This window comes from Mesorhizobium sp. M0518, assembly GCF_040321125.1.
Taxonomy (GTDB): Bacteria; Pseudomonadota; Alphaproteobacteria; order Rhizobiales; family Rhizobiaceae; genus Mesorhizobium.
The window spans coordinates 48299-65564 of sequence record NZ_JAMYQY010000019.1 but is presented as its reverse complement, the minus strand read 5'-3'; the positions used below and the strand labels follow the sequence as shown (position 1 = coordinate 65564).

19 protein-coding genes are annotated in these 17266 nt (G+C 62.6%); 3 read left to right on the top strand and 16 right to left on the bottom strand.

Annotated elements, in window-relative coordinates; all coding sequences use genetic code 11:
* Positions 1 to 2: 2 nt before the first annotated feature.
* From clpA to NKI66_RS24590, 3 genes are all read right to left on the bottom strand, one after another.
* Positions 3 to 2471: an ATP-dependent Clp protease ATP-binding subunit ClpA gene (clpA, locus tag NKI66_RS24600; protein ID WP_352753296.1), complete on the bottom strand. Its 2469-nt coding sequence runs from the start codon at positions 2469 to 2471 to the stop codon at positions 3 to 5.
* Between the two features lie 6 nt (positions 2472 to 2477).
* Positions 2478 to 2807: an ATP-dependent Clp protease adapter ClpS gene (clpS, locus tag NKI66_RS24595; protein WP_023812950.1), complete on the bottom strand. Its 330-nt coding sequence runs from the start codon at positions 2805 to 2807 to the stop codon at positions 2478 to 2480.
* Positions 2808 to 3104: 297 nt separating this feature from the next.
* Positions 3105 to 3434 carry a phasin family protein gene (locus tag NKI66_RS24590; RefSeq protein WP_013531776.1) on the bottom strand — a complete coding sequence of 110 codons (330 nt, stop codon included), beginning with the start codon at positions 3432 to 3434 and terminating at the stop codon, positions 3105 to 3107.
* A gap of 285 nt (positions 3435 to 3719) precedes the next feature.
* Here NKI66_RS24590 and NKI66_RS24585 point away from each other — a divergent pair, with 285 nt between their 5' ends.
* The gene (locus tag NKI66_RS24585) at positions 3720 to 5129 is read left to right on the top strand and encodes an SPOR domain-containing protein (protein WP_352753294.1); all 1410 of its coding nucleotides are present in this window, start codon (positions 3720 to 3722) and stop codon (positions 5127 to 5129) included.
* A 46-nt stretch (positions 5130 to 5175) separates the two neighbouring features.
* Here the strand turns inward: NKI66_RS24585 and NKI66_RS24580 are convergent, their stop codons facing one another.
* The 4 genes from NKI66_RS24580 to NKI66_RS24565 form a co-directional block, all read right to left on the bottom strand.
* Positions 5176 to 5874, bottom strand: a complete 699-nt coding sequence (locus NKI66_RS24580) for a DnaJ domain-containing protein (protein ID WP_023812952.1) — start codon at positions 5872 to 5874, stop codon at positions 5176 to 5178.
* On the bottom strand, positions 5874 to 6605 hold the full coding sequence (locus NKI66_RS24575) for a VWA domain-containing protein (protein WP_352753292.1): 732 nt from the start codon (positions 6603 to 6605) through the stop codon (positions 5874 to 5876). Before NKI66_RS24575 ends, NKI66_RS24580 begins: the two co-directional genes overlap by 1 nt.
* A gap of 84 nt (positions 6606 to 6689) precedes the next feature.
* Positions 6690 to 7127 (bottom strand): DUF1489 family protein, encoded by a 438-nt coding sequence (locus NKI66_RS24570; protein ID WP_013531780.1) that lies wholly within the window; start codon positions 7125 to 7127, stop codon positions 6690 to 6692.
* Positions 7128 to 7203: 76 nt separating this feature from the next.
* The gene (locus NKI66_RS24565) at positions 7204 to 8607 is read right to left on the bottom strand and encodes an L-serine ammonia-lyase (protein WP_127295570.1); all 1404 of its coding nucleotides are present in this window, start codon (positions 8605 to 8607) and stop codon (positions 7204 to 7206) included.
* Between the two features lie 179 nt (positions 8608 to 8786).
* On the opposite strand from NKI66_RS24565, the gene NKI66_RS24560 reads away from it, so the two are divergent.
* Positions 8787 to 9500 (top strand): DUF599 domain-containing protein, encoded by a 714-nt coding sequence (locus tag NKI66_RS24560; RefSeq protein ID WP_027161543.1) that lies wholly within the window; start codon positions 8787 to 8789, stop codon positions 9498 to 9500.
* On the opposite strand, the gene NKI66_RS24555 is transcribed toward NKI66_RS24560, so the two are convergent.
* The 6 genes from NKI66_RS24555 to NKI66_RS24530 all read right to left on the bottom strand — a co-directional run bounded on the left by NKI66_RS24555 (position 9479) and on the right by NKI66_RS24530 (position 13978).
* Positions 9479 to 10270 (bottom strand): YdcF family protein, encoded by a 792-nt coding sequence (locus NKI66_RS24555; RefSeq protein ID WP_352753288.1) that lies wholly within the window; start codon positions 10268 to 10270, stop codon positions 9479 to 9481. The genes NKI66_RS24560 and NKI66_RS24555 overlap by 22 nt on opposite strands.
* 124 nt (positions 10271 to 10394) lie before the next feature.
* The gene (locus NKI66_RS24550) at positions 10395 to 11960 is read right to left on the bottom strand and encodes an amidase (RefSeq protein WP_352753286.1); all 1566 of its coding nucleotides are present in this window, start codon (positions 11958 to 11960) and stop codon (positions 10395 to 10397) included.
* Complete coding sequence (locus NKI66_RS24545) at positions 11960 to 12415, bottom strand: GNAT family N-acetyltransferase (RefSeq protein ID WP_023812957.1); 456 nt, start codon at positions 12413 to 12415, stop codon at positions 11960 to 11962. The genes NKI66_RS24550 and NKI66_RS24545 overlap by 1 nt, the downstream gene beginning before the upstream one ends.
* Positions 12416 to 12423: 8 nt before the next feature.
* A complete protein-coding gene (gene gatC, locus NKI66_RS24540) occupies positions 12424 to 12711 on the bottom strand; it encodes an Asp-tRNA(Asn)/Glu-tRNA(Gln) amidotransferase subunit GatC (protein WP_352753283.1) in 288 nt (95 codons plus the stop codon).
* Between the two features lie 118 nt (positions 12712 to 12829).
* Positions 12830 to 13246 (bottom strand): hypothetical protein, encoded by a 417-nt coding sequence (locus NKI66_RS24535; RefSeq protein ID WP_023812959.1) that lies wholly within the window; start codon positions 13244 to 13246, stop codon positions 12830 to 12832.
* A 24-nt stretch (positions 13247 to 13270) separates the two neighbouring features.
* A complete protein-coding gene (locus tag NKI66_RS24530) occupies positions 13271 to 13978 on the bottom strand; it encodes a metal-dependent hydrolase (protein WP_023812960.1) in 708 nt (235 codons plus the stop codon).
* A 123-nt stretch (positions 13979 to 14101) separates the two neighbouring features.
* Between NKI66_RS24530 and ruvX the strand changes: the two genes are divergently transcribed.
* Positions 14102 to 14608 carry a Holliday junction resolvase RuvX gene (ruvX, locus tag NKI66_RS24525; protein WP_023812961.1) on the top strand — a complete coding sequence of 169 codons (507 nt, stop codon included), beginning with the start codon at positions 14102 to 14104 and terminating at the stop codon, positions 14606 to 14608.
* On the opposite strand, the gene NKI66_RS24520 is transcribed toward ruvX, so the two are convergent.
* The 3 genes from NKI66_RS24520 to NKI66_RS24510 all read right to left on the bottom strand — a co-directional run bounded on the left by NKI66_RS24520 (position 14526) and on the right by NKI66_RS24510 (position 17259).
* On the bottom strand, positions 14526 to 14867 hold the full coding sequence (locus NKI66_RS24520) for a DUF6105 family protein (RefSeq protein ID WP_023812962.1): 342 nt from the start codon (positions 14865 to 14867) through the stop codon (positions 14526 to 14528). The two genes, ruvX and NKI66_RS24520, sit on opposite strands and share 83 nt — an antisense overlap.
* Positions 14867 to 15436 carry a hypothetical protein gene (locus NKI66_RS24515; RefSeq protein ID WP_023812963.1) on the bottom strand — a complete coding sequence of 190 codons (570 nt, stop codon included), beginning with the start codon at positions 15434 to 15436 and terminating at the stop codon, positions 14867 to 14869. The genes NKI66_RS24520 and NKI66_RS24515 overlap by 1 nt, the downstream gene beginning before the upstream one ends.
* 194 nt (positions 15437 to 15630) lie before the next feature.
* Positions 15631 to 17259, bottom strand: coding sequence for a DNA alkylation response protein (locus NKI66_RS24510; protein WP_023812964.1), 1629 nt, complete (start codon positions 17257 to 17259; stop codon positions 15631 to 15633).
* Positions 17260 to 17266: the final 7 nt, after the last annotated feature.

Sequence of the window (17266 nt, the reverse complement as noted above, 5' to 3'; positions counted from 1 at the left end):
GGTCAGTTCTTTCTGGGCAGTTGCGGGACGAGACTGCGCTTGCCGCCGTCCTTGCCCTTGGCTTCAGGCTTCGGCGCCACCAGCTTCCTCGCCGTCGGCTTCTTCGCCACGGCTTTTCTGGGCTTCGGCGTTTCTTCCGGCTCTTCCTTCTTCGGCTTCACCGGCGCCTCGTCGGCGAGCGATTCGAGCTTCAGGCCGGTCTCGCCGGTTTCCTTCTTCTCGACGGTGACGCGCACCGTGCCGCCCTTCTTGAGCTTGCCGAACAGCACCTCGTCGGCCAACGGCTTTTTGATGTGCTCCTGGATCACACGGCCGAGCGGCCGCGCTCCCATGCGCTCATCATAGCCCTTGTCGGCGAGCCAGGCGATCGCATCCGCCGACAGGTCGAAGGTGACGCCACGCTCGGAAAGCTGGGCCTCGAGCTGCATGACGAACTTCTGCACCACCTGATGAATGACCGGCACCGGCAACGAGCCGAACGGGATGATCGCATCGAGACGGTTGCGGAATTCCGGCGTGAACAGCCGGTTGATCGCCTCGACATCGTCGCCTTCGCGCTTGGTCGAGCCGAAGCCGATCGCCGCGCGCTGCGCATCCGACGCGCCCGCATTGGTGGTCATGATCAGGATCACATTGCGGAAGTCGATCTGCTTGCCGTTGTGGTCGGTCAGCTTGCCATGGTCCATAACCTGCAACAGGATGTTGAACAGGTCCGGATGCGCCTTCTCGACCTCATCAAGCAACAGCACGCAATGCGGATGCTGGTCGACGCCGTCCGTCAAAAGACCGCCCTGGTCGAAGCCGACATAGCCGGGAGGCGCGCCGATCAGCCGCGAGACAGTGTGGCGTTCCATATATTCCGACATGTCGAAGCGGATAAGCTCGACGCCGAGCGAGGCGGCCAACTGCTTGGCCACTTCGGTCTTGCCGACGCCGGTCGGGCCGGAGAACAGGTAGGAGCCGATCGGCTTCTCCGGTTCGCGCAGGCCGGCACGTGCCAGCTTGATCGCCGAGGTCAGCGCGGTGATCGCGGTGTCCTGGCCATAGACGACGCGCTTCAGCTCGATATCGAGACCCTGCAGCACCTTCTCGTCATCGGCCGAAACCGTCTTCGGCGGGATGCGGGCCATGGTGGCGATCGTCGCCTCGATCTCCTTGATGCCGATCGTCTTCTTGCGCTTGGCTTCCGGAACCAGCATCTGCGAGGCGCCGGTCTCGTCGATCACGTCGATCGCTTTGTCCGGCAGCTTGCGGTCGTTGATGTAACGTGCCGACAGCTCCACCGAGGCCTTGATCGCCTCGTTGGTGAACTTCACCTTGTGGAACTCCTCATAATAGGGCTTGAGGCCCTTCATGATCTCGATGGCGTCCGCGATGGTCGGTTCGTTGACGTCGATCTTCTGGAAGCGCCGCACCAAAGCACGGTCCTTCTCGAAGAACTGGCGGAATTCCTTGTAGGTGGTCGAGCCGATGCAGCGGATCGCACCCGATGACAGCGCCGGCTTCAACAGGTTGGACGCATCCATGGCGCCGCCTGAAGTAGCCCCTGCGCCGATGACCGTATGGATCTCGTCGATGAACAGCACGGCACCGGGATAGTCCTCGAGCTCCTTGACGACCTGCTTCAGCCGTTCCTCAAAATCGCCGCGATAGCGCGTGCCGGCGAGCAGCGTGCCCATGTCGAGCGCGAAGATGGTGGCGTTGTGCAGCACTTCGGGAACGTCGCCCTCGACGATGCGCTTGGCCAGACCCTCGGCGATCGCCGTCTTGCCGACGCCGGGATCACCGACATAGAGCGGGTTGTTCTTCGAGCGGCGGCACAGCACCTGAATGGTGCGGTTGATCTCGGACTCGCGGCCGATCAGCGGGTCGATCTTGCCGGCCTTGGCCTTGTTGTTGAGATTGACGCAGTAAGCCGTCAGCGCATCCTGCTGCTGCTTCTTCTTGCCGCCTTCCTCTTGTGGCTCGGCGCCGTTCTGGCCGCCCTGCTCGTCATCGGCACCGCGCGGCGAGCGTGTCTCCGACGCGCCCGGACGCTTGGCAATGCCGTGCGAGATGTAGTTGACCGCGTCGTAGCGGGTCATCTGCTGTTCCTGCAGGAAATAGGCGGCATGGCTCTCGCGCTCGGCGAAGATGGCGACGAGGACGTTAGCGCCCGAAACCTCCTCGCGGCCAGACGACTGCACATGGATCACCGCGCGCTGGATGACGCGCTGGAAACCGGCGGTCGGCTTGGAGTCCTCGTCGTAACCGGTGACGAGGTTGTCGAGCTCGGTGTCGATATAGGTGAGAACCGTGTGCTTGAGCTCATCGAGATCGACATTGCAGGCGCGCATGACGGCGGCCGCCTCGGTGTCGTCGATGAGCGCGAGCAGCAGATGTTCTAGGGTTGCATATTCATGGTGCCGCTCATTGGCGAGCGTCAGCGCCTGGTGAAGCGCCTTTTCCAGGCCTTGGGAGAAAGCCGGCATGTTACCTCACTTCTTCTCCATCACGCATTGCAGCGGATGCTGATTCTGTCGGGCGAAATCCATGACCTGGGACACTTTGGTCTCGGCCACCTCGAATGTATAGACCCCGCACTCGCCCACTCCATGATTGTGAACATGAAGCATGATGCGTGTGGCGGCTTCGCGATCCTTCTGGAAAAAACGCTCCAGCACGTGAACCACGAACTCCATCGGAGTGTAGTCGTCGTTGAGGATGAGGACCCGATAAAGGCTGGGCTTCTTGGTCTTGGTTTTGGTGCGCGTGATGACGGCCGTCCCACGGCCGGCCCCATTGCCGTTACCGTCGCCGTCTTGCATCCGCACCACTCGTCTCGTGGCAGTCAAACCGATCGTCACGTATTCCTGCCTCTTTCGATTCCCCATGCGAGTTCGACATGTAGGTGTTCGATGTACGATTTTAAGCCCTTCTGGTTAGCTGACAATATGGCTAGGTCACCAAACTTGGACGATTTTCGCAATCGTGAAGGGGCGCGAGGCTCTGGAACGGAAATTGACACGAAAAAGCCCGGCCGCGTTTCCGTGGCCGGGCTTTTTCTCGGGTTCAAAGGCTGAATCTGGGGTCACGTCAGGCGAAATCAGTTCGCCCGGGCAAAATTACTTTGCCTTGGCAACGATCGATTCGAATGGCTTGTAAGCTTCCTTGGCGAGTTCGGCATAGAGATCGCCGATCTTGGTGGCCTCGGCGACGAACGCCTCATAGGACTGCTTGGCGTAATCCGACTGGATCTCGATCGCCTTTTCCAGCGACTTGGCTGAAAACAGCTTCTCCACAGTGGCGCTGCCGGTTTCAAAACTCTTCTTGGTGTATTCACCAGCTTCGGTGGCAATCGCCTGCGCGCCCTTAGACAGCGACGCAAAGCTCTTCAATCCGGTGTCGGCGAACTCTTTGCCGTATTTGCTGAAGTCCTCATAGGTCTGGGTCATTTCACGATTCCCTTGACGGTTGAAGCGTCCTTCTTCGGGGCGCCCTTGTGCGATGCAAGATAATATATTGTGCGGCGCACAAAAGTCAAGATTTCGCGGGCTTGCGGACCCGCCTGCGCAGCCAATGGCTAAAAATCGAATAAAGAGAGCCACAAGCCCGAAGAAAATGGTGAACGCGGCGGTTACCATAAACGGATTGGTAACGCTGCGCCGGTAGCTTGACCGGAAGCGAGGCAGGACCCTTTGCCGCCTCCAACGCAACGAAGAAATCCAAGGGAAGTACCAGTGCGTAAGGCGTTGTTGGGCATCGTTTCCAAATCCACCTCCCCTCTCAAAACGATGATGATCATCGCCTTGGCGATGACATTCGTTTTTGGCGACGTTGCCTCGTCGCTGGCGGCCAGGCAGGCGGCCATCGTCGTGGATGCCAAGACCGGCAAGGTGCTTTACTCCGCAGATGCCAACGGCAGGCGCTACCCAGCTTCGCTGACCAAGATGATGACGCTGTACCTGACTTTCGAAGCGATGGCGAAGGGCAAGATCAGCCGGAATTCGCAGGTCGTGTTTTCCGCCAAGGCCTCCGCCGAGGCGCCGACGAAACTTGGCGTGAAGCCGGGTGGTTCCGTCACGGTCGAGACCGCGATCCTGTCGATCGTCACCAAATCGGCGAACGACTCGGCCACCGCGCTCGGCGAAATGCTCGGCGGCAATGAAACCACTTTTGCCCGCATGATGACCGCCAAGGCGCGTGCGCTGGGCATGAACGGCACCGTGTTCCGAAACGCCAATGGCCTGCCAGACCCTGGCCAGTTCACCACCGCGCGCGACATGGCGACGCTCGGCATCGCGCTGCGCGAGCATTTTCCGCAGTATTACGGCTATTTCTCGCAGCGCTCCTTTCTCTACGGGCGCAAGCGCATCAACGGGCACAACCGCCTGCTTGGACGCATCAAGGGTGTCGACGGCATCAAGACGGGCTACACCCGCGCCTCCGGCTTCAACCTCGTCTCGTCGGTTTCCGACGGCAATCGCCGCATCGTCGGCGTGGTCATGGGCGGCACCTCCGGCGGCAGCCGCGACAATCAGATGGCCAGCTTGATCAACACCTATCTGCCGAGGGCATCGACTCGCGGTGGTGGCGATCTGGTCGCCAAGGCTGGCGGCAACAACCCGATCACTGCCCTTGCCAAGGTTCTCCTGCCCAAGCATGACGCTCCGACACCGGACGACAAGCCTGTCGTAGCGCAGGACGATGCCATCGTTGCCGAGGACGCCACGGTCGCCGAAGACGATACCGCGCAGGCCGAGGAAGCAGCTCCCGTCGTCAAGACCAGAAAGGTCAAGACCGTCATCGTTTCAGCCCCCCAAGTCGCGACGGCCCAGGTGGTAGCGGCCTATGCCGAGCCGACGCCGGCGGCTGTCGACCCGGTCAACACCGCGTCGGTGCCGTCGGGCTGGGCCATTCAGGTCGCCTCGTCGCCAAAGCAGTCAGAGGCCCAGGCCTTCCTCGACAAGACCACCAAGCAGGCACCCAAGGTGCTGGCCGACGCGTCCGGCTTCACCGTCGCCTTCGACAAGGACGGCGTCACCTACTACCGCGCCCGCTTCGGCGGCTTCGGTTCGAAGACCGCCGCCTGGAAGGCCTGCACCGCTTTGAAGAAGAAGAACATCGAGTGCTACGCCGTCCAGCAGTAGGACGGCGTGCAAGTCATCTCCCGGAAAAGTTCTGCATCGAAGGAGACTAGTTGTGATTGGAGAGCAAGACGTCCTTGGCTTCGTTAATCCGCGCCGCCAGGAAAGACGTGCCGCCGACATCGGGGTGCAGGCGCTGCATCAGGCGGCGGTGCGCCTTGCGGACATCCGCCGCGGCGGCCCCCGCTTCAAGACCAAGGACCTTGTAGGCCTCCTCCTTAGTCATGGCGCCCGGACCTGGCGCAACACCCAGCCCTTCGCCACCGTTCGTCTCAGCGTTTTTGCGCCAGACGGGAAATCTGCCGTCAAGATACGTCTCTAGCAGCTGTCGGCTCTCCGGATCGCCGGAGAGTTCGCGGTAGAGGTGTTGCAATTCCGCCAGCCCCATCGCGCCAAGCATCTTGCCTTCGTGGCGGCCAGCCAGGACCAGTCCTTCGAGGCCGCCGGTATCGTGATCGAGTTCCATTTCCAATGCCGCTGTGCGCACCGTCGAGCGTTTGCCCGGTGCAAGCCCGGCCGGCTGGCGTTTCATGCGCATGGAACCATACCAGGCAATTGCGCCGGTGAGAATCATGCCGCCGATGCCTTCCCGGCCGACCACAAGCACGGCGACGCCGACAAGTGCCAGAAGAGCCGGCCCGAGCGTTCGCAGCGTGCTCGCCAGTTTCGCCGGCTCGGCACGCAGAAAGATCGTCACCGCGCCGAGGAGCAGCAGAAGCAACGCTCCAAAAGCGATGATCGCGCCCATTATTTTCCGCCGCCCCGCAGATACTCGATCATCAGCCGGTCTTCCGGCCTGCCCCTGGCTTCGAGCGCCTTCAACCCGCCGGTCGCAAACACGGCGACGGCCGAAAGCAGTCCTGCCAGGGTCGCGGCAGCCCGCCGATCAAATCTAAACCAAGCCCCCTTGGACAGCCGCGCAATCTCTTTGAACGCCTTTTCTGCGCCGGAATCATGGCTTTCCTGAAACACGAAGACGGGAACGCCATGAAGGCCGAGGCTGCCGGCCTTTTCGGCCAGATCGTCGATATTCTCTTCCATCGCGTCGCCGATGTAGACCAGCGCATTGACCTTGGCGGCCGCCGTCTGTTTCAACGCACGCGTCAGGACCTTGCCGATCTGGGTGTGGCCGCTGCGGCATTCGATCCGCGTCATCAGCTGCTTCAAGGCATTGGTGTCGCTCACGAAAGCGGACGAACGGCACTCGCCGAGACCACGAAAATAAACCAGTTGCACGCTGAGGGTTCCGGCCTTGCCGACAGCGTCGAACATCTGGCCCTGCAGCTCACAAGCCAGATCCCAGGTCGGCTGGCGGCTCATTGTTGCGTCGAGAGCAAGGATCAGCCTGCCCGAATCGGTCGCCGACGCGGCAAGTGTCCTCGCCTGACGAATGAAGGCGTCGATCTCGCCGGCGTTGGATTGAGGCTTGATCGGCGCAGGATTGGTCCCCGCTGGCACAGGCTGCTTCTTATCGCTCATGAAAAACAAGATGTGGCGTTGCCACATCGCTTGCAAGCCCCACATCGGGCAGTGCAAAGGGCCAGGCGGTGATGCCACCTGGGGTCAGAGCAGACCGAGATCGGCCAGCTCGCGCCTGAGTTTCGGCGGCATCTCGATCAATCCGGCCTTGCCCTTACCCAGATCGAGCGGCGCGTCCGCCGGCTTCAGGTAGCGCCAGCCCTGAAAAGCCCGGCGTGGCTGCCAGTCGGTGCGTACAACCTCGGGGTCGAGTATCAGATGGCAACGGCCTATGCCTTCACTGTCGGTGAACGGCCGGATTTCGGTGATCAACTGGCGGCACTGCACATTGCCTTTGATCACCCAATAGAGCGAACCGCCATCGGTAACCTCGGCGCCGCGCGTCGGCATCATACGGGTGGTGTGATACTGCTCGACCGGCTCACCGGCGCGCCGCCGCTCGTCGAGGCGGAAGGCGATCCACTCTTCGAGATCCTCGACGCTGTCGCAGCCGACACAGAGTTTTATGAGATTGAGAGACATCGCTTAAGGTTAGTCCTGCACGCGAACGCGTCAACGACCGGATCGACTTCTCCACAGTGGCGGTTTAGGCCAGCCTTCAGCACTCCACGACGTTGACTGCAAGCCCGCCAAGGCTGGTTTCCTTGTACTTCTCGTTCATGTCGAGGCCGGTCTGGCGCATGGTCTCGATCGCCGCATCGAGCGGTACGAAATGGATGCCGTCGCCCTTGATGGCCAGTGACGCTGCCGTCACCGCCTTGACCGCGCCCAGCGCATTGCGTTCGATGCACGGCACCTGCACCAGCCCGCCGACCGGATCGCAGGTCATGCCGAGATGATGTTCGAGCGCGATCTCGGCGGCATTCTCGACCTGCTCGGGCGTGCCGCCCATGACGGCGCACAGGCCGGCCGCCGCCATCGCCGATGCCGAGCCGACCTCGCCCTGACAGCCGACCTCGGCGCCCGAGATCGACGCGTTGGTCTTGATGATGCCGCCAACGGCGGCAGCCGTCAGCAGGAAATCACGAATGCTCGGCTGGTCCGCCTCGGGATGGAAATGCAGCCAGTAGCGCAGCACCGCCGGCAGCGTGCCGGCAGCGCCATTGGTCGGCGCGGTGACGACGCGGCCGCCGGCGGCATTTTCCTCGTTCACGGCCATGGCGTAGATCGACAGCCAGTCATTGGCGAGCAAAGGATTGGGCTTGTTCTGCTGCCACTGCTCCTGCAGCTTATCGTGCAGCATGCGGGCACGGCGGCGCACCTTCAGCCCACCCGGCATGATGCCATCCTGCGACAGGCCACGGTCGATGCAGCCCTTCATGGCGCTCCAGATTCCGTCGAGGCCGGCGTCGAGCTCCTCGCGCGTCATCTGCGTCTCCTCGTTGACGCGTTTCATGTCGGCGATGGAAAGGCCGCTTTTGCCGGCCATGGCCAGCATCTCGACCGCATTCTTGAACGGATAAGGCACTTTCTTGCCTTCGGTTGTCACCGAACCTTTGGCTTTCATCCGCTGCAGTTCTTCTTCGGAAACCACGAAGCCGCCGCCGATCGAATAATAGATGCGCTTGAGCAGCAGGCGGCCGCCGGAATCATAGGCGTAGAACGCCATGCCGTTGGCGTGACCGGTGAGCGGCGTTTTGCGGTCCAGCACCAGATCGGTGGCCGGATCGAAGCGATAGGCGGGATGGCCGGGCGGCGAAATGCGCTTTTCGGCGGCGATGCGGCTGGCAATGCCATCGGCCTGGTCGGGATCGACCGTCTGCGGCGTCAGGCCGGCAAGGCCGAGCATGACGGCGCGATCACTGCCGTGGCCAATACCGGTGTAGGCGAGTGACCCGTGCAGACTTGCGCCAAGCCGATCGACCTTGACGCCCGCCGGACGCGGCCAGTCATTTCCCGCGACCTCGTCGAGAAACCGCGCAGCGGCTGTCATCGGCCCCATCGTGTGCGAACTCGAGGGTCCTATGCCGATCTTGAACAGGTCGAAAACCGAAAGGAACACGCGGCGTTGTCTCCTGGCGTCAGGTCGATGACTACATATAGGAATTCCCACGATGTTTCCGCTCTTTTGGAAATCGCGGCGCTGCACCCGCCGACCTTGTTTGCTCCGGCAGCGACATTGGTGCCTTATCGCTGTAGGCGGACATCGAAGCGATCGCGCTGAATGTGCTAAATTCAGGCATGGGCGATTCCCTCGATCTTTCGACAGCCGATCTCGCGGCGCTGGCCTTCTTCCTCGTCGCGTGGCTGCTGCACACGTTCGCCTCCGACGGCAAGCTGGTCAGCCGCATGTCACTGACGACGGCGATGAATGCACAGCGGCAAGCCTGGATGCGGACCATGGCCGAGCGCGAGATCCGCATCGTCGATACCGCCATCATGAGCGGGCTGCAGCAAGGCACCGCCTTCTTCGCCTCCAGCTCGCTGATCGCCATCGGCGGCTGTTTTGCCCTGCTCGGCGCATCCGACCGGGTTCTTGAAGTGCTCAGCGACCTGCCCCTGGGTGGCGCGCCGTCGCGCGCGGCCTTCCAGATAAAGGTGTTCGGGCTGGTGCTGATCCTGGCGTTTTCGTTCTTCAAATTCGGCTGGGCGTACCGGCTGTTCAACTATTGCACGATCCTGATCGGCGCCGTGCCGATCCCGCATGGCGAAGCCTCACGCAATCCGGTCACCGAAACGGCGGTGTGGCGTGCGGCGCAAATGAACATGCTGGCCGGAAAGCACTTCAACTCCGGCCTGCGCGGCGTGTTCTTCTCGATCGGTTATCTCGGCTGGTTCGTCGACCCAATGGTGTTCGTGTTGTCGACGCTGTTGCTGCTGGCCGTTCTGGTGCGGCGCCAGTTCTTCTCGGCCGCCAGGCAGGCGGTGATCGGTCAGCCGCCTGGAAAAGGCTGATCGATCCGGCCTGACAGCCAGTAGGCAAAAAGCCCGATCCATTCGCGGATGGCCATGGTGGCGGCCTGCAGCGAATCGGCTGGATTGTCGCGGAACAGGCCGATGCCTTCTTTGCCCGAGGTGCGATAGTCGACCGGCCAGGGAACAGTCGCAAAGCCGGCCTTGTCGAACAGCGCCTTGGCGCGCGGCATATGGAAGGCCGAAGTCACCAGCAGCCAGGTCTCGCCGGGCTTCGGCGTTAGCAACTCCTTGGTGAAGACCGCGTTCTCATAGGTGTTGCGGGACTTGTTCTCCAGGATCAGACGATCGGCGGCCACGCCAAGCGCGGTGAGCAGGCGCGGCGCGGTTGCGGCATCGCCCTCGCCATCGAGAAACAACGCGCCGGTGCCGCCGGAGACGACCACCTTGGCGGTAGGAAAGCGCCGGGCCAGAACTGCGGTCTCGACCATCCGATCTCCGCTGCTGTTCAACTCATAGCCGCCGCGCGCCAGATTGATGGCGCCCTCGAAGCCGCCGCCGAGCACGACGATGCCGTCGACCTTTGCCGGCAGCGGCGGGCGCGCGAAGCGCTCTTCCAGCGGATTGAGCATCATGGCGCCGAGCGACGTCCACGCTGACAGCGCAAGGACCAGAAATGCCAGCACGCTGCCGGTAGCCGCCAGCCGCCGGCGCGCGATCATGGCCGCGAGCAATCCCGCCAGCAGCAGAAAGATCGCCAGGTTCAGCGGCTGGATGAAGAACCAAAAGATCTTGGACAGGTAGAAGAACATCGCTCACCCCATTGCAGCGCCGCGCGGGCGTGCGCGCTCAAAGGACGCTAACACTTTGATTTTGCGCAGGATCCTTCCGAAAATCGATTCGACTTTCAGGGCATGCGCTAGACGAGCGACGTCCCTACCACCACTTCTCCGGCTGGAACGTGCCTGCGGCCTGCTCGATGACGGCAGCGGTCTGGAACAGGGTTTCCTCATCGAACGGCCGGCCGATCAGCTGCAGGCCGAGCGGCAGGCCCTTGGCGTCGAGCCCGGCGGGCACAGCGATGCCCGGCAGGCCCGCCATGTTCACAGTGACGGTGAAGATGTCGTTCAGGTACATCTTGACCGGATCGGCAGCCATGTCCTCGTCGGCGATGCCGAAGGCGGCGGACGGCGTTGCCGGGGTCAGGATGACATCGACGCCGGCGGCGAAGACAGTCTCGAAATCCCGCTTGATCAGATTGCGCACCTTCTGCGCCTGCAGATAGTAGGCGTCGTAATAGCCGGCCGACAGCACATAGGTGCCGATCATGATGCGGCGCTTGACCTCGCGGCCGAAACCCGCGGCGCGGGTCTTCTCATACATGTCGACGATATCCTTGCCCGGCACGCGCAAGCCGTAGCGGACGCCATCATAGCGGGCGAGGTTGGACGAAGCCTCGGCCGGCGCCACGATGTAATAGGCGGGCAGCGCGTATTTCGTATGCGGCAGGGAAATGTCGACGATCTCGGCGCCGGCGTCCTTCAGCCAGGCAATGCCCTTCTGCCACAGCGCTTCGATCTCTTCGGGCATGCCGTCGACGCGGTATTCCCTGGGAATGCCGACCTTCATGCCCTTGATCGGCTTGCCGATCACCGCCTCATAATCCGGCACCGGCCGGTCGACCGACGTCGTGTCCTTCGGATCGACAGAGGCCATCGATTTCAACAGGATCGCGGCATCGCGTACGTCGCGCGCGATCGGGCCGGCCTGGTCGAGCGACGAGGCGAACGCGACGATACCCCAGCGTGAGCAGCGGCCATAGGTCGGCTTGATGCCGACCGTCCCGGTGAAGGCGGCCGGCTGGCGGATCGAGCCGCCAGTGTCCGTCGCGGTCGCGCCGGCGCACAGGAAGGCGGAGACTGCCGTGGCCGACCCGCCAGAAGAGCCACCCGGCACCAACTGCGCATTGTCCAGGCTGCGCACGGTCCTCGTGCCGCCGGCCGAAACGAAGCCGCCGTCGCCCTGATGCGTCGTGGGCATCACCGCAGTATCGAGGCGCGAGCGCCGCCACGGATTGATGACCGGGCCATAGTAGGACGTCTCGTTGGACGAGCCCATGGCGAACTCGTCCATGTTGAGTTTGCCGAGCATAACGGCGCCGTCGGCCCACAGATTTAACGTAACGGTCGATTCGTAGCGCGGCTTGAACCCGTCGAGCACATGGCTGCAAGCCTGCGTGTGGACGCCTTCGGTGCCGAACAGGTCCTTGATCCCCAACGGAATGCCTTCCAGCGCACCGCCCTCGCCCTTGACCAGCCTGGCGTCGGACGCCTTGGCCATGTCGCGCGCCTTGTCGCCGGTCACGGCGACATAGGCATTGAGCGCCGGATTGGCGCGCTCGATAGCGCCGAGATAGGCCTCGGTGATCTCGGTCGCGGTGATTTCCTTGTCGCGCAGCTTGGCGCGGGCCTGTGAAATCGTCAGCTGGGTCAGGTCGCTCATCAAAGGCTCTTTTCGTAAAACACCGACCACTCAGAATCGGGATAATCCAGCACCGGGCCGCAGCGCGAAAACCCGGCGCGTTCGTAGACTGTCCACGCCGCGGGATGACGATCGCCCGTCTCCAGCACCAGGCGCTTCAGCCCCTCGTTGCGCGCCAGCGATTCGACCCGCTCAACGATTTTCGCGCCGATCTTCTGCCCGCGATGCGACGGCCTGATATACATGCGCTTGACCTCGCCAATGGCGCCGTCATGACGCTTCAGCGCGCCGCAGCCAATGGCCAGGCCATTATCGCGGGCGATGAAAACCGTCGTGTCCTCACCGGCCATCTGCTCGACCGTCAAATGATAGCAATGCTCCGGCGGCGTCAGTTCGAGCAAGGTCTCGTTGAGTTCCGTGACCAGCCTGCGCACGTCGTCCTGGAGCGGCTTCTCAATGGCGATCTCGATTGCCATCGGCCGGTTTACTCCACGACCTTCGGCACGAGGAAGAAATTCTCTTCGGTCGCCGGCGCGTTAGAGACGATGTCGGCCGCCTTGCCGCCGTCGGTGACGACATCGCTGCGCTTCTTCATGTCCATCGGCGTCACCGAGGTCATTGGTTCGACACCGGAAACATCGACCTCGTTCAGCTGCTCGACGAAGCCCAGAATGGCGTTCAGCTCGCCGGTCATCCGTTCGGCGTCTTCTTCGCTCACCGCGATGCGGGCGAGATGCGCGACGCGCTTCACTGTCTGAAGATCTACGGACATGTTTTTGCCTCGGGGAAAACCAGTTCGGGCTATAGCGGCGCCGCGCGCGCTGCGCAACATGCATCGTGCGAGAGACCAGGCTGTGCCGGCGGCCCGCTCGTGGGCCCTCAGAATACGTCTATGGCAGAGCCACGCCTTCGCACAGATAGTAGCTGCCGCTGTTGCCGCTTGCTTCGCTTTCGTCGTCGACGGGCCGAACCGACACGAGATCGATCTGCTTGGCGTTCATTTGCGTCACGGAGAGAACGTCGGGAAAGACATAACCCGGTTCCTGGCAGATGGCCGTCACCGCCCAGCTCGGCGAAGCCGTGGCCTTGCTGATCTGCAGAAACTCGCAATTGTATTCGACGCTCTGCAGGCCGTGCGCCGAAAGCACGATGTTCCCTGCGTCGATCAGCGTTTGCAGCGTGTCCTTTTTGGCCTGTTTGCAAAGCTCCTCGGATTGCAGGTAGACGCCCTCGATGAAATCATTCGCGGCGAGCGCGGGCGACGCCGCGACCAACATCGATACACAAAGAGATTTCCTCAAAGCCATGGTTTCATTCCGCTTTAGCTGTGCCTAGATCGTAATCGTCTCACCGATGTCAGGCAATGCCACCGTCACGCCGGACCCTTCCATGCCGGCCCCGAACTTGTCGGCGGTCGGGTCGATCATCGGAAACGTGCCGAAGTGACAGGGAACCACGGTGTCGAATTTGAAGAAGCGCCGGCAGGCAAGTGCAGCCACCGCGCCGCCCATGGTGAAGCGGTCGCCGATCGGCACCAGGCCGACCTTGGGTTCATGCAACTCGTTGATCAGCGCCATGTCGGAGAAGATGTCGGTGTCGCCCATGTGATAGAGCGTCTTGTCTTCCGGGAAATGCAGGACGAGGCCGCCCGGATTGCCGAGATAGGTGTTCTGGCCGCCCTCGCCGGGGAACGAGGATGAGTGCAGCGCCTGGACAAAAGTGGTGGTGAAGCTGCCGCAATCGACGGTGCCGCCGATGTTGCCCGGGTTGATCTTCTTGTCGCTGACACCCTTGCCGACCAGATACATGCAGATCTCGAAATTGGCGACCAATTGGGCGCCGCTTTTGCCGAGCACTTCCACGGCGCCGCTGATGTGGTCGCTATGGCCATGCGTCAGCAGCACATGCGTGATCCCCTCGGCCGGTCCCTCCCAGCCGCCCGTCCAGGACGGATTGCCGATCAGATAGGGATCGATGAGGATCTTGGCATCAGCGGTCTCGATGCGAAAGGCCGAGTGGCCGTACCAGGTCAGTTTCATGAATGCATTCCTCGATTTTTATCTTGCCAAAGGATAGAACGCCGACGGCCCGGAGATCAAAGGGTTACTGTGTCCGCCACGCGTTTGACAAAACACGTGGTGGTGAAAGGCGAAGGACGGCCGGTGGGCATTATCACGATCGAGGAATTGCCGGCGCGGCTAACCGGCGGCAAGACGCTGGCGGGGCTTGACCTCGGCGACAAGACGATCGGCGTCGCGGTCTCGGACCAGAGGTTTTCCTTCGCCCATCCGCGCCCGGTCATCATGCGAAGGAAATTCTCGCTCGATGCGGCGGTGCTGCTCGCCTTGCTGCGGAAGGAGAATGCCGGCGCGGTGGTGATTGGGCTGCCGATCAATATGGACGGTTCGGAAGGGCCGCGTGCGCAGAAATCGCGCGCCTTCGTCCGCAACATGGCCCAGATGAGCGACCTGCCCTTCGTGCTCTGGGATGAAAGACTATCGACGGTCGCGGCCGAAAGGACGCTGATCGAGATGGATTTCTCGCGCCGCAAGCGCGCCGGCAAGATCGATTCGGCGGCAGCCGCGTTTATTCTGCAGGGAGTTTTGGACCGGCTTCAGTCGCTCCACGCATCCGCTCGAACGGAACCGGACCCGCCCAGCGCTGTCTGACCCAGCCGGCGATTTCGCGGCGACGGCGGAAGGCCCAAAGCGCCATCAGCAACAACCCGTCGAAGACGCACGTCTTCGCCACCATGCCGGGAATGATCGCCGGATCGATGCCGAGCATCTGGCCATAGAGTTGGAAGAAGAAGTCGTGCATCTGTCGGCTGAGCATCGTGTAGCCGAAATTGATGTCATTGGCCGACAGATAGAACCAGCCCCAGAAAATCGCCATCGGCGCCGCCCAAAATCCGAAGATGTAGCGCATCAGCGACCTCCCCTGGGATTGGAGCCGGTCTTGGAGACCGTTCGGCCTGATATGAGTGAAAGCAGCGAATTGTGGGCCGCGGCTTTTGCCATGCCATGCGCGACGGCATGGATCTCGCTTTCGCCGGAAGCCGCTGCCGCAACCACGGACCGCCGCTCGGCAAGCATGGCGACATAGGACGCCAGAAGTGCCGCCAGTTGCACGGCGACAGCCATGAACAGCCCGTTGATGCCTTGCGCGGCGCCACCGACGACGATCAGCGACAACACGCCGGACGCGCATATGAAGGCGATGCGGGCGACGCTGTCGGCGCCCGCGCTGGTCGCGTCGTTGACCAGGGCTTCGACAAAGGCCCAGAAAAACAGAACCGCGACGACAAGCAATGCGGTGGCGAGCGGCGCCACGACGACGAAATTGTCGAGGTCGACGAAGCGGGTACCCTCGATTGTAGTGCCCAGCACGCCGAGCGCCGCCGCCACACCCCGGTTTCCGTCGATGCAGATTAGCGCAAGCAGGGCGAAAACAATCGCCCAGTGCAAGGCCAGAAAAGAGGTCAGTACCTGTCGCATCGGTGTTCCTGCTTCGCAAAGCAAGAGACGGCCAATCTGAACCATTCCCTGCTTGCACTAGGACAGTGGGCCTTGCCGTCCGCCATCGCAATGGAAACCATTTGTTAAGGTTAACGGCGATTAGCCATACGCGTGAAGATGCCCGCCAACGCGTCAAAACTGTGGATGGCGCCGGTTTTTGCGATGCTCGCGGCTCAGTTCACCGGCGGATAGAGCGTGTCGATGATCATGCGTGCATCGTGGCGCGAATCGATCATGCCATAGGTGTTGCGCCATTGGCCGGCCAAACGCGTCTCGACGAAAGCGTCGGCGATCCGCCCTGCCCCCAGACGGCGCAATTCCGCCGCCGCAGCCGACAGCGCCAGCTGCTCGGTCAGCAGCCGGGCAGAACCTTCGTCGGTTGAGGCAACCTGCATCGCCGCCTTCAGCACGCCGATCGTGCCGCGTCCGCCGGCGCCGAGATCACGGTCGATGCCGGCCAGCACATCCTCGAACAGGCCGGGCGCACGGCCGAGCACGCGCAGCACATCAAGCGCCATGACATTGCCCGAGCCTTCCCAGATCGCGTTGACCGGGGCCTCGCGATAGTAGCGGGCGAGTGGCGCCTCCTCGACATAGCCATTGCCGCCGAGGCACTCCATAGTCTCATAGAGCAAAGGCGGCGCGATCTTGCAGACCCAGTATTTGACGACCGGCGTCATGGCCCGAGCAAACGCCGCCTCGCCGCGATCGCTGGCCGCCTCGTCGAAGGAGCGCGCCAACCGGAACGACAGCGCGGTGGCGGCGGCGACATCGAGCGCCATGTCGGCCAGAACGCGCTGCATCAACGGCTGCTCGATCAGGGTCGAACCGAACACCTGGCGATGGCGGGCGTGGTGAACGGCCTCGGCCAGGCCCGCGCGCATGATCGCCGACGATGCGATGGCACAATCGAGCCGGGTCAGGGTGACCATGTCCATGATCGTCTTCACACCGGCACCGGCTTCGCCGACCATCTCGCCGATGGCATTGACAAATTCGACTTCGGAGGAGGCGTTGGAACGATTGCCGAGCTTGTCCTTCAGCCGCTGAAAGCGGAAGCCGTTGCCCGAACCGTCACCGAGAACGCGCGGCACGAGGAAGCACGATAGTCCCTCAGGCGCCTGCGCCAGCACCAGGAAGGCATCCGACATCGGCGCGGACATGAACCATTTGTGCCCGTTCAGACGATAAAAACCGCTGCCGGCGCGTTCCGCCCTCGTCACATTGGCGCGCACATCGGTGCCGCCCTGTTTCTCGGTCATGCCCATGCCGAGGGTCAGCCCGGTCTTCTCGACCGGCGGTTTCTGGCTCTGGTCGTATTTGCGCGTCGTCACGCGCGGCGCCCATTCGCGAAACAGTTTCGGGCTGGCCATCAAGGCCGCCAGCGAAGCGTTGGTCATGGTGATGGGGCACAGATGCCCGGTCTCCAGCTCCGCCGTCAGATAAAACCGGGCGGCACGGACCTGATGGCGGCGGCCGATCTCGGTGTCGCCGTTCTCCCACACCGAGGAATGCAGCCCGTTGGCCACAGAGCGGCGCATCAAGGCGTGATAGGCGGGATGGAACTCGACCACGTCGATGCGCCGTCCCTGGCGATCATGCGTCCTGAGCTTCGGCGTCTCGACATTGGCGAGGCGCGCCAATTCCTGCGCCTCCTGCGTCAGCACAAAGCGGCCGAGACCATCGAGTTCCCGGCGCACCGGATCGGAAAAACGCTCCGCTAGCTGGATCAGCAACGGATCGCCCCGCCAGGCGTTGCCGCCCGTCAGCGGCGGCGGCTGGTTCGTCACGTCGTCGGTCACGCCCAAT

Excerpts from the sequence above, each read along its gene's own strand:
- clpA (WP_352753296.1), bottom strand. The coding sequence starts at position 2,471 with ATGCCGGCTTTCTCCCAAGGCCTGGAAAAGGCGCTTCACCAGGCGCTG.
- clpS (WP_023812950.1), bottom strand. The coding sequence starts at position 2,807 with ATGCAAGACGGCGACGGTAACGGCAATGGGGCCGGCCGTGGGACGGCC.
- NKI66_RS24590 (WP_013531776.1), bottom strand. The coding sequence starts at position 3,434 with ATGACCCAGACCTATGAGGACTTCAGCAAATACGGCAAAGAGTTCGCC.
- NKI66_RS24580 (WP_023812952.1), bottom strand. The coding sequence starts at position 5,874 with ATGGGCGCGATCATCGCTTTTGGAGCGTTGCTTCTGCTGCTCCTCGGC.
- NKI66_RS24575 (WP_352753292.1), bottom strand. The coding sequence starts at position 6,605 with ATGAGCGATAAGAAGCAGCCTGTGCCAGCGGGGACCAATCCTGCGCCG.
- NKI66_RS24570 (WP_013531780.1), bottom strand. The coding sequence starts at position 7,127 with ATGTCTCTCAATCTCATAAAACTCTGTGTCGGCTGCGACAGCGTCGAG.
- NKI66_RS24560 (WP_027161543.1), top strand. The coding sequence starts at position 8,787 with ATGGGCGATTCCCTCGATCTTTCGACAGCCGATCTCGCGGCGCTGGCC.
- NKI66_RS24555 (WP_352753288.1), bottom strand. The coding sequence starts at position 10,270 with ATGTTCTTCTACCTGTCCAAGATCTTTTGGTTCTTCATCCAGCCGCTG.
- NKI66_RS24550 (WP_352753286.1), bottom strand. The coding sequence starts at position 11,960 with ATGAGCGACCTGACCCAGCTGACGATTTCACAGGCCCGCGCCAAGCTG.
- NKI66_RS24545 (WP_023812957.1), bottom strand. The coding sequence starts at position 12,415 with ATGGCAATCGAGATCGCCATTGAGAAGCCGCTCCAGGACGACGTGCGC.
- gatC (WP_352753283.1), bottom strand. The coding sequence starts at position 12,711 with ATGTCCGTAGATCTTCAGACAGTGAAGCGCGTCGCGCATCTCGCCCGC.
- NKI66_RS24535 (WP_023812959.1), bottom strand. The coding sequence starts at position 13,246 with ATGGCTTTGAGGAAATCTCTTTGTGTATCGATGTTGGTCGCGGCGTCG.
- NKI66_RS24530 (WP_023812960.1), bottom strand. The coding sequence starts at position 13,978 with ATGAAACTGACCTGGTACGGCCACTCGGCCTTTCGCATCGAGACCGCT.
- NKI66_RS24520 (WP_023812962.1), bottom strand. The coding sequence starts at position 14,867 with ATGCGCTACATCTTCGGATTTTGGGCGGCGCCGATGGCGATTTTCTGG.
- NKI66_RS24515 (WP_023812963.1), bottom strand. The coding sequence starts at position 15,436 with ATGCGACAGGTACTGACCTCTTTTCTGGCCTTGCACTGGGCGATTGTT.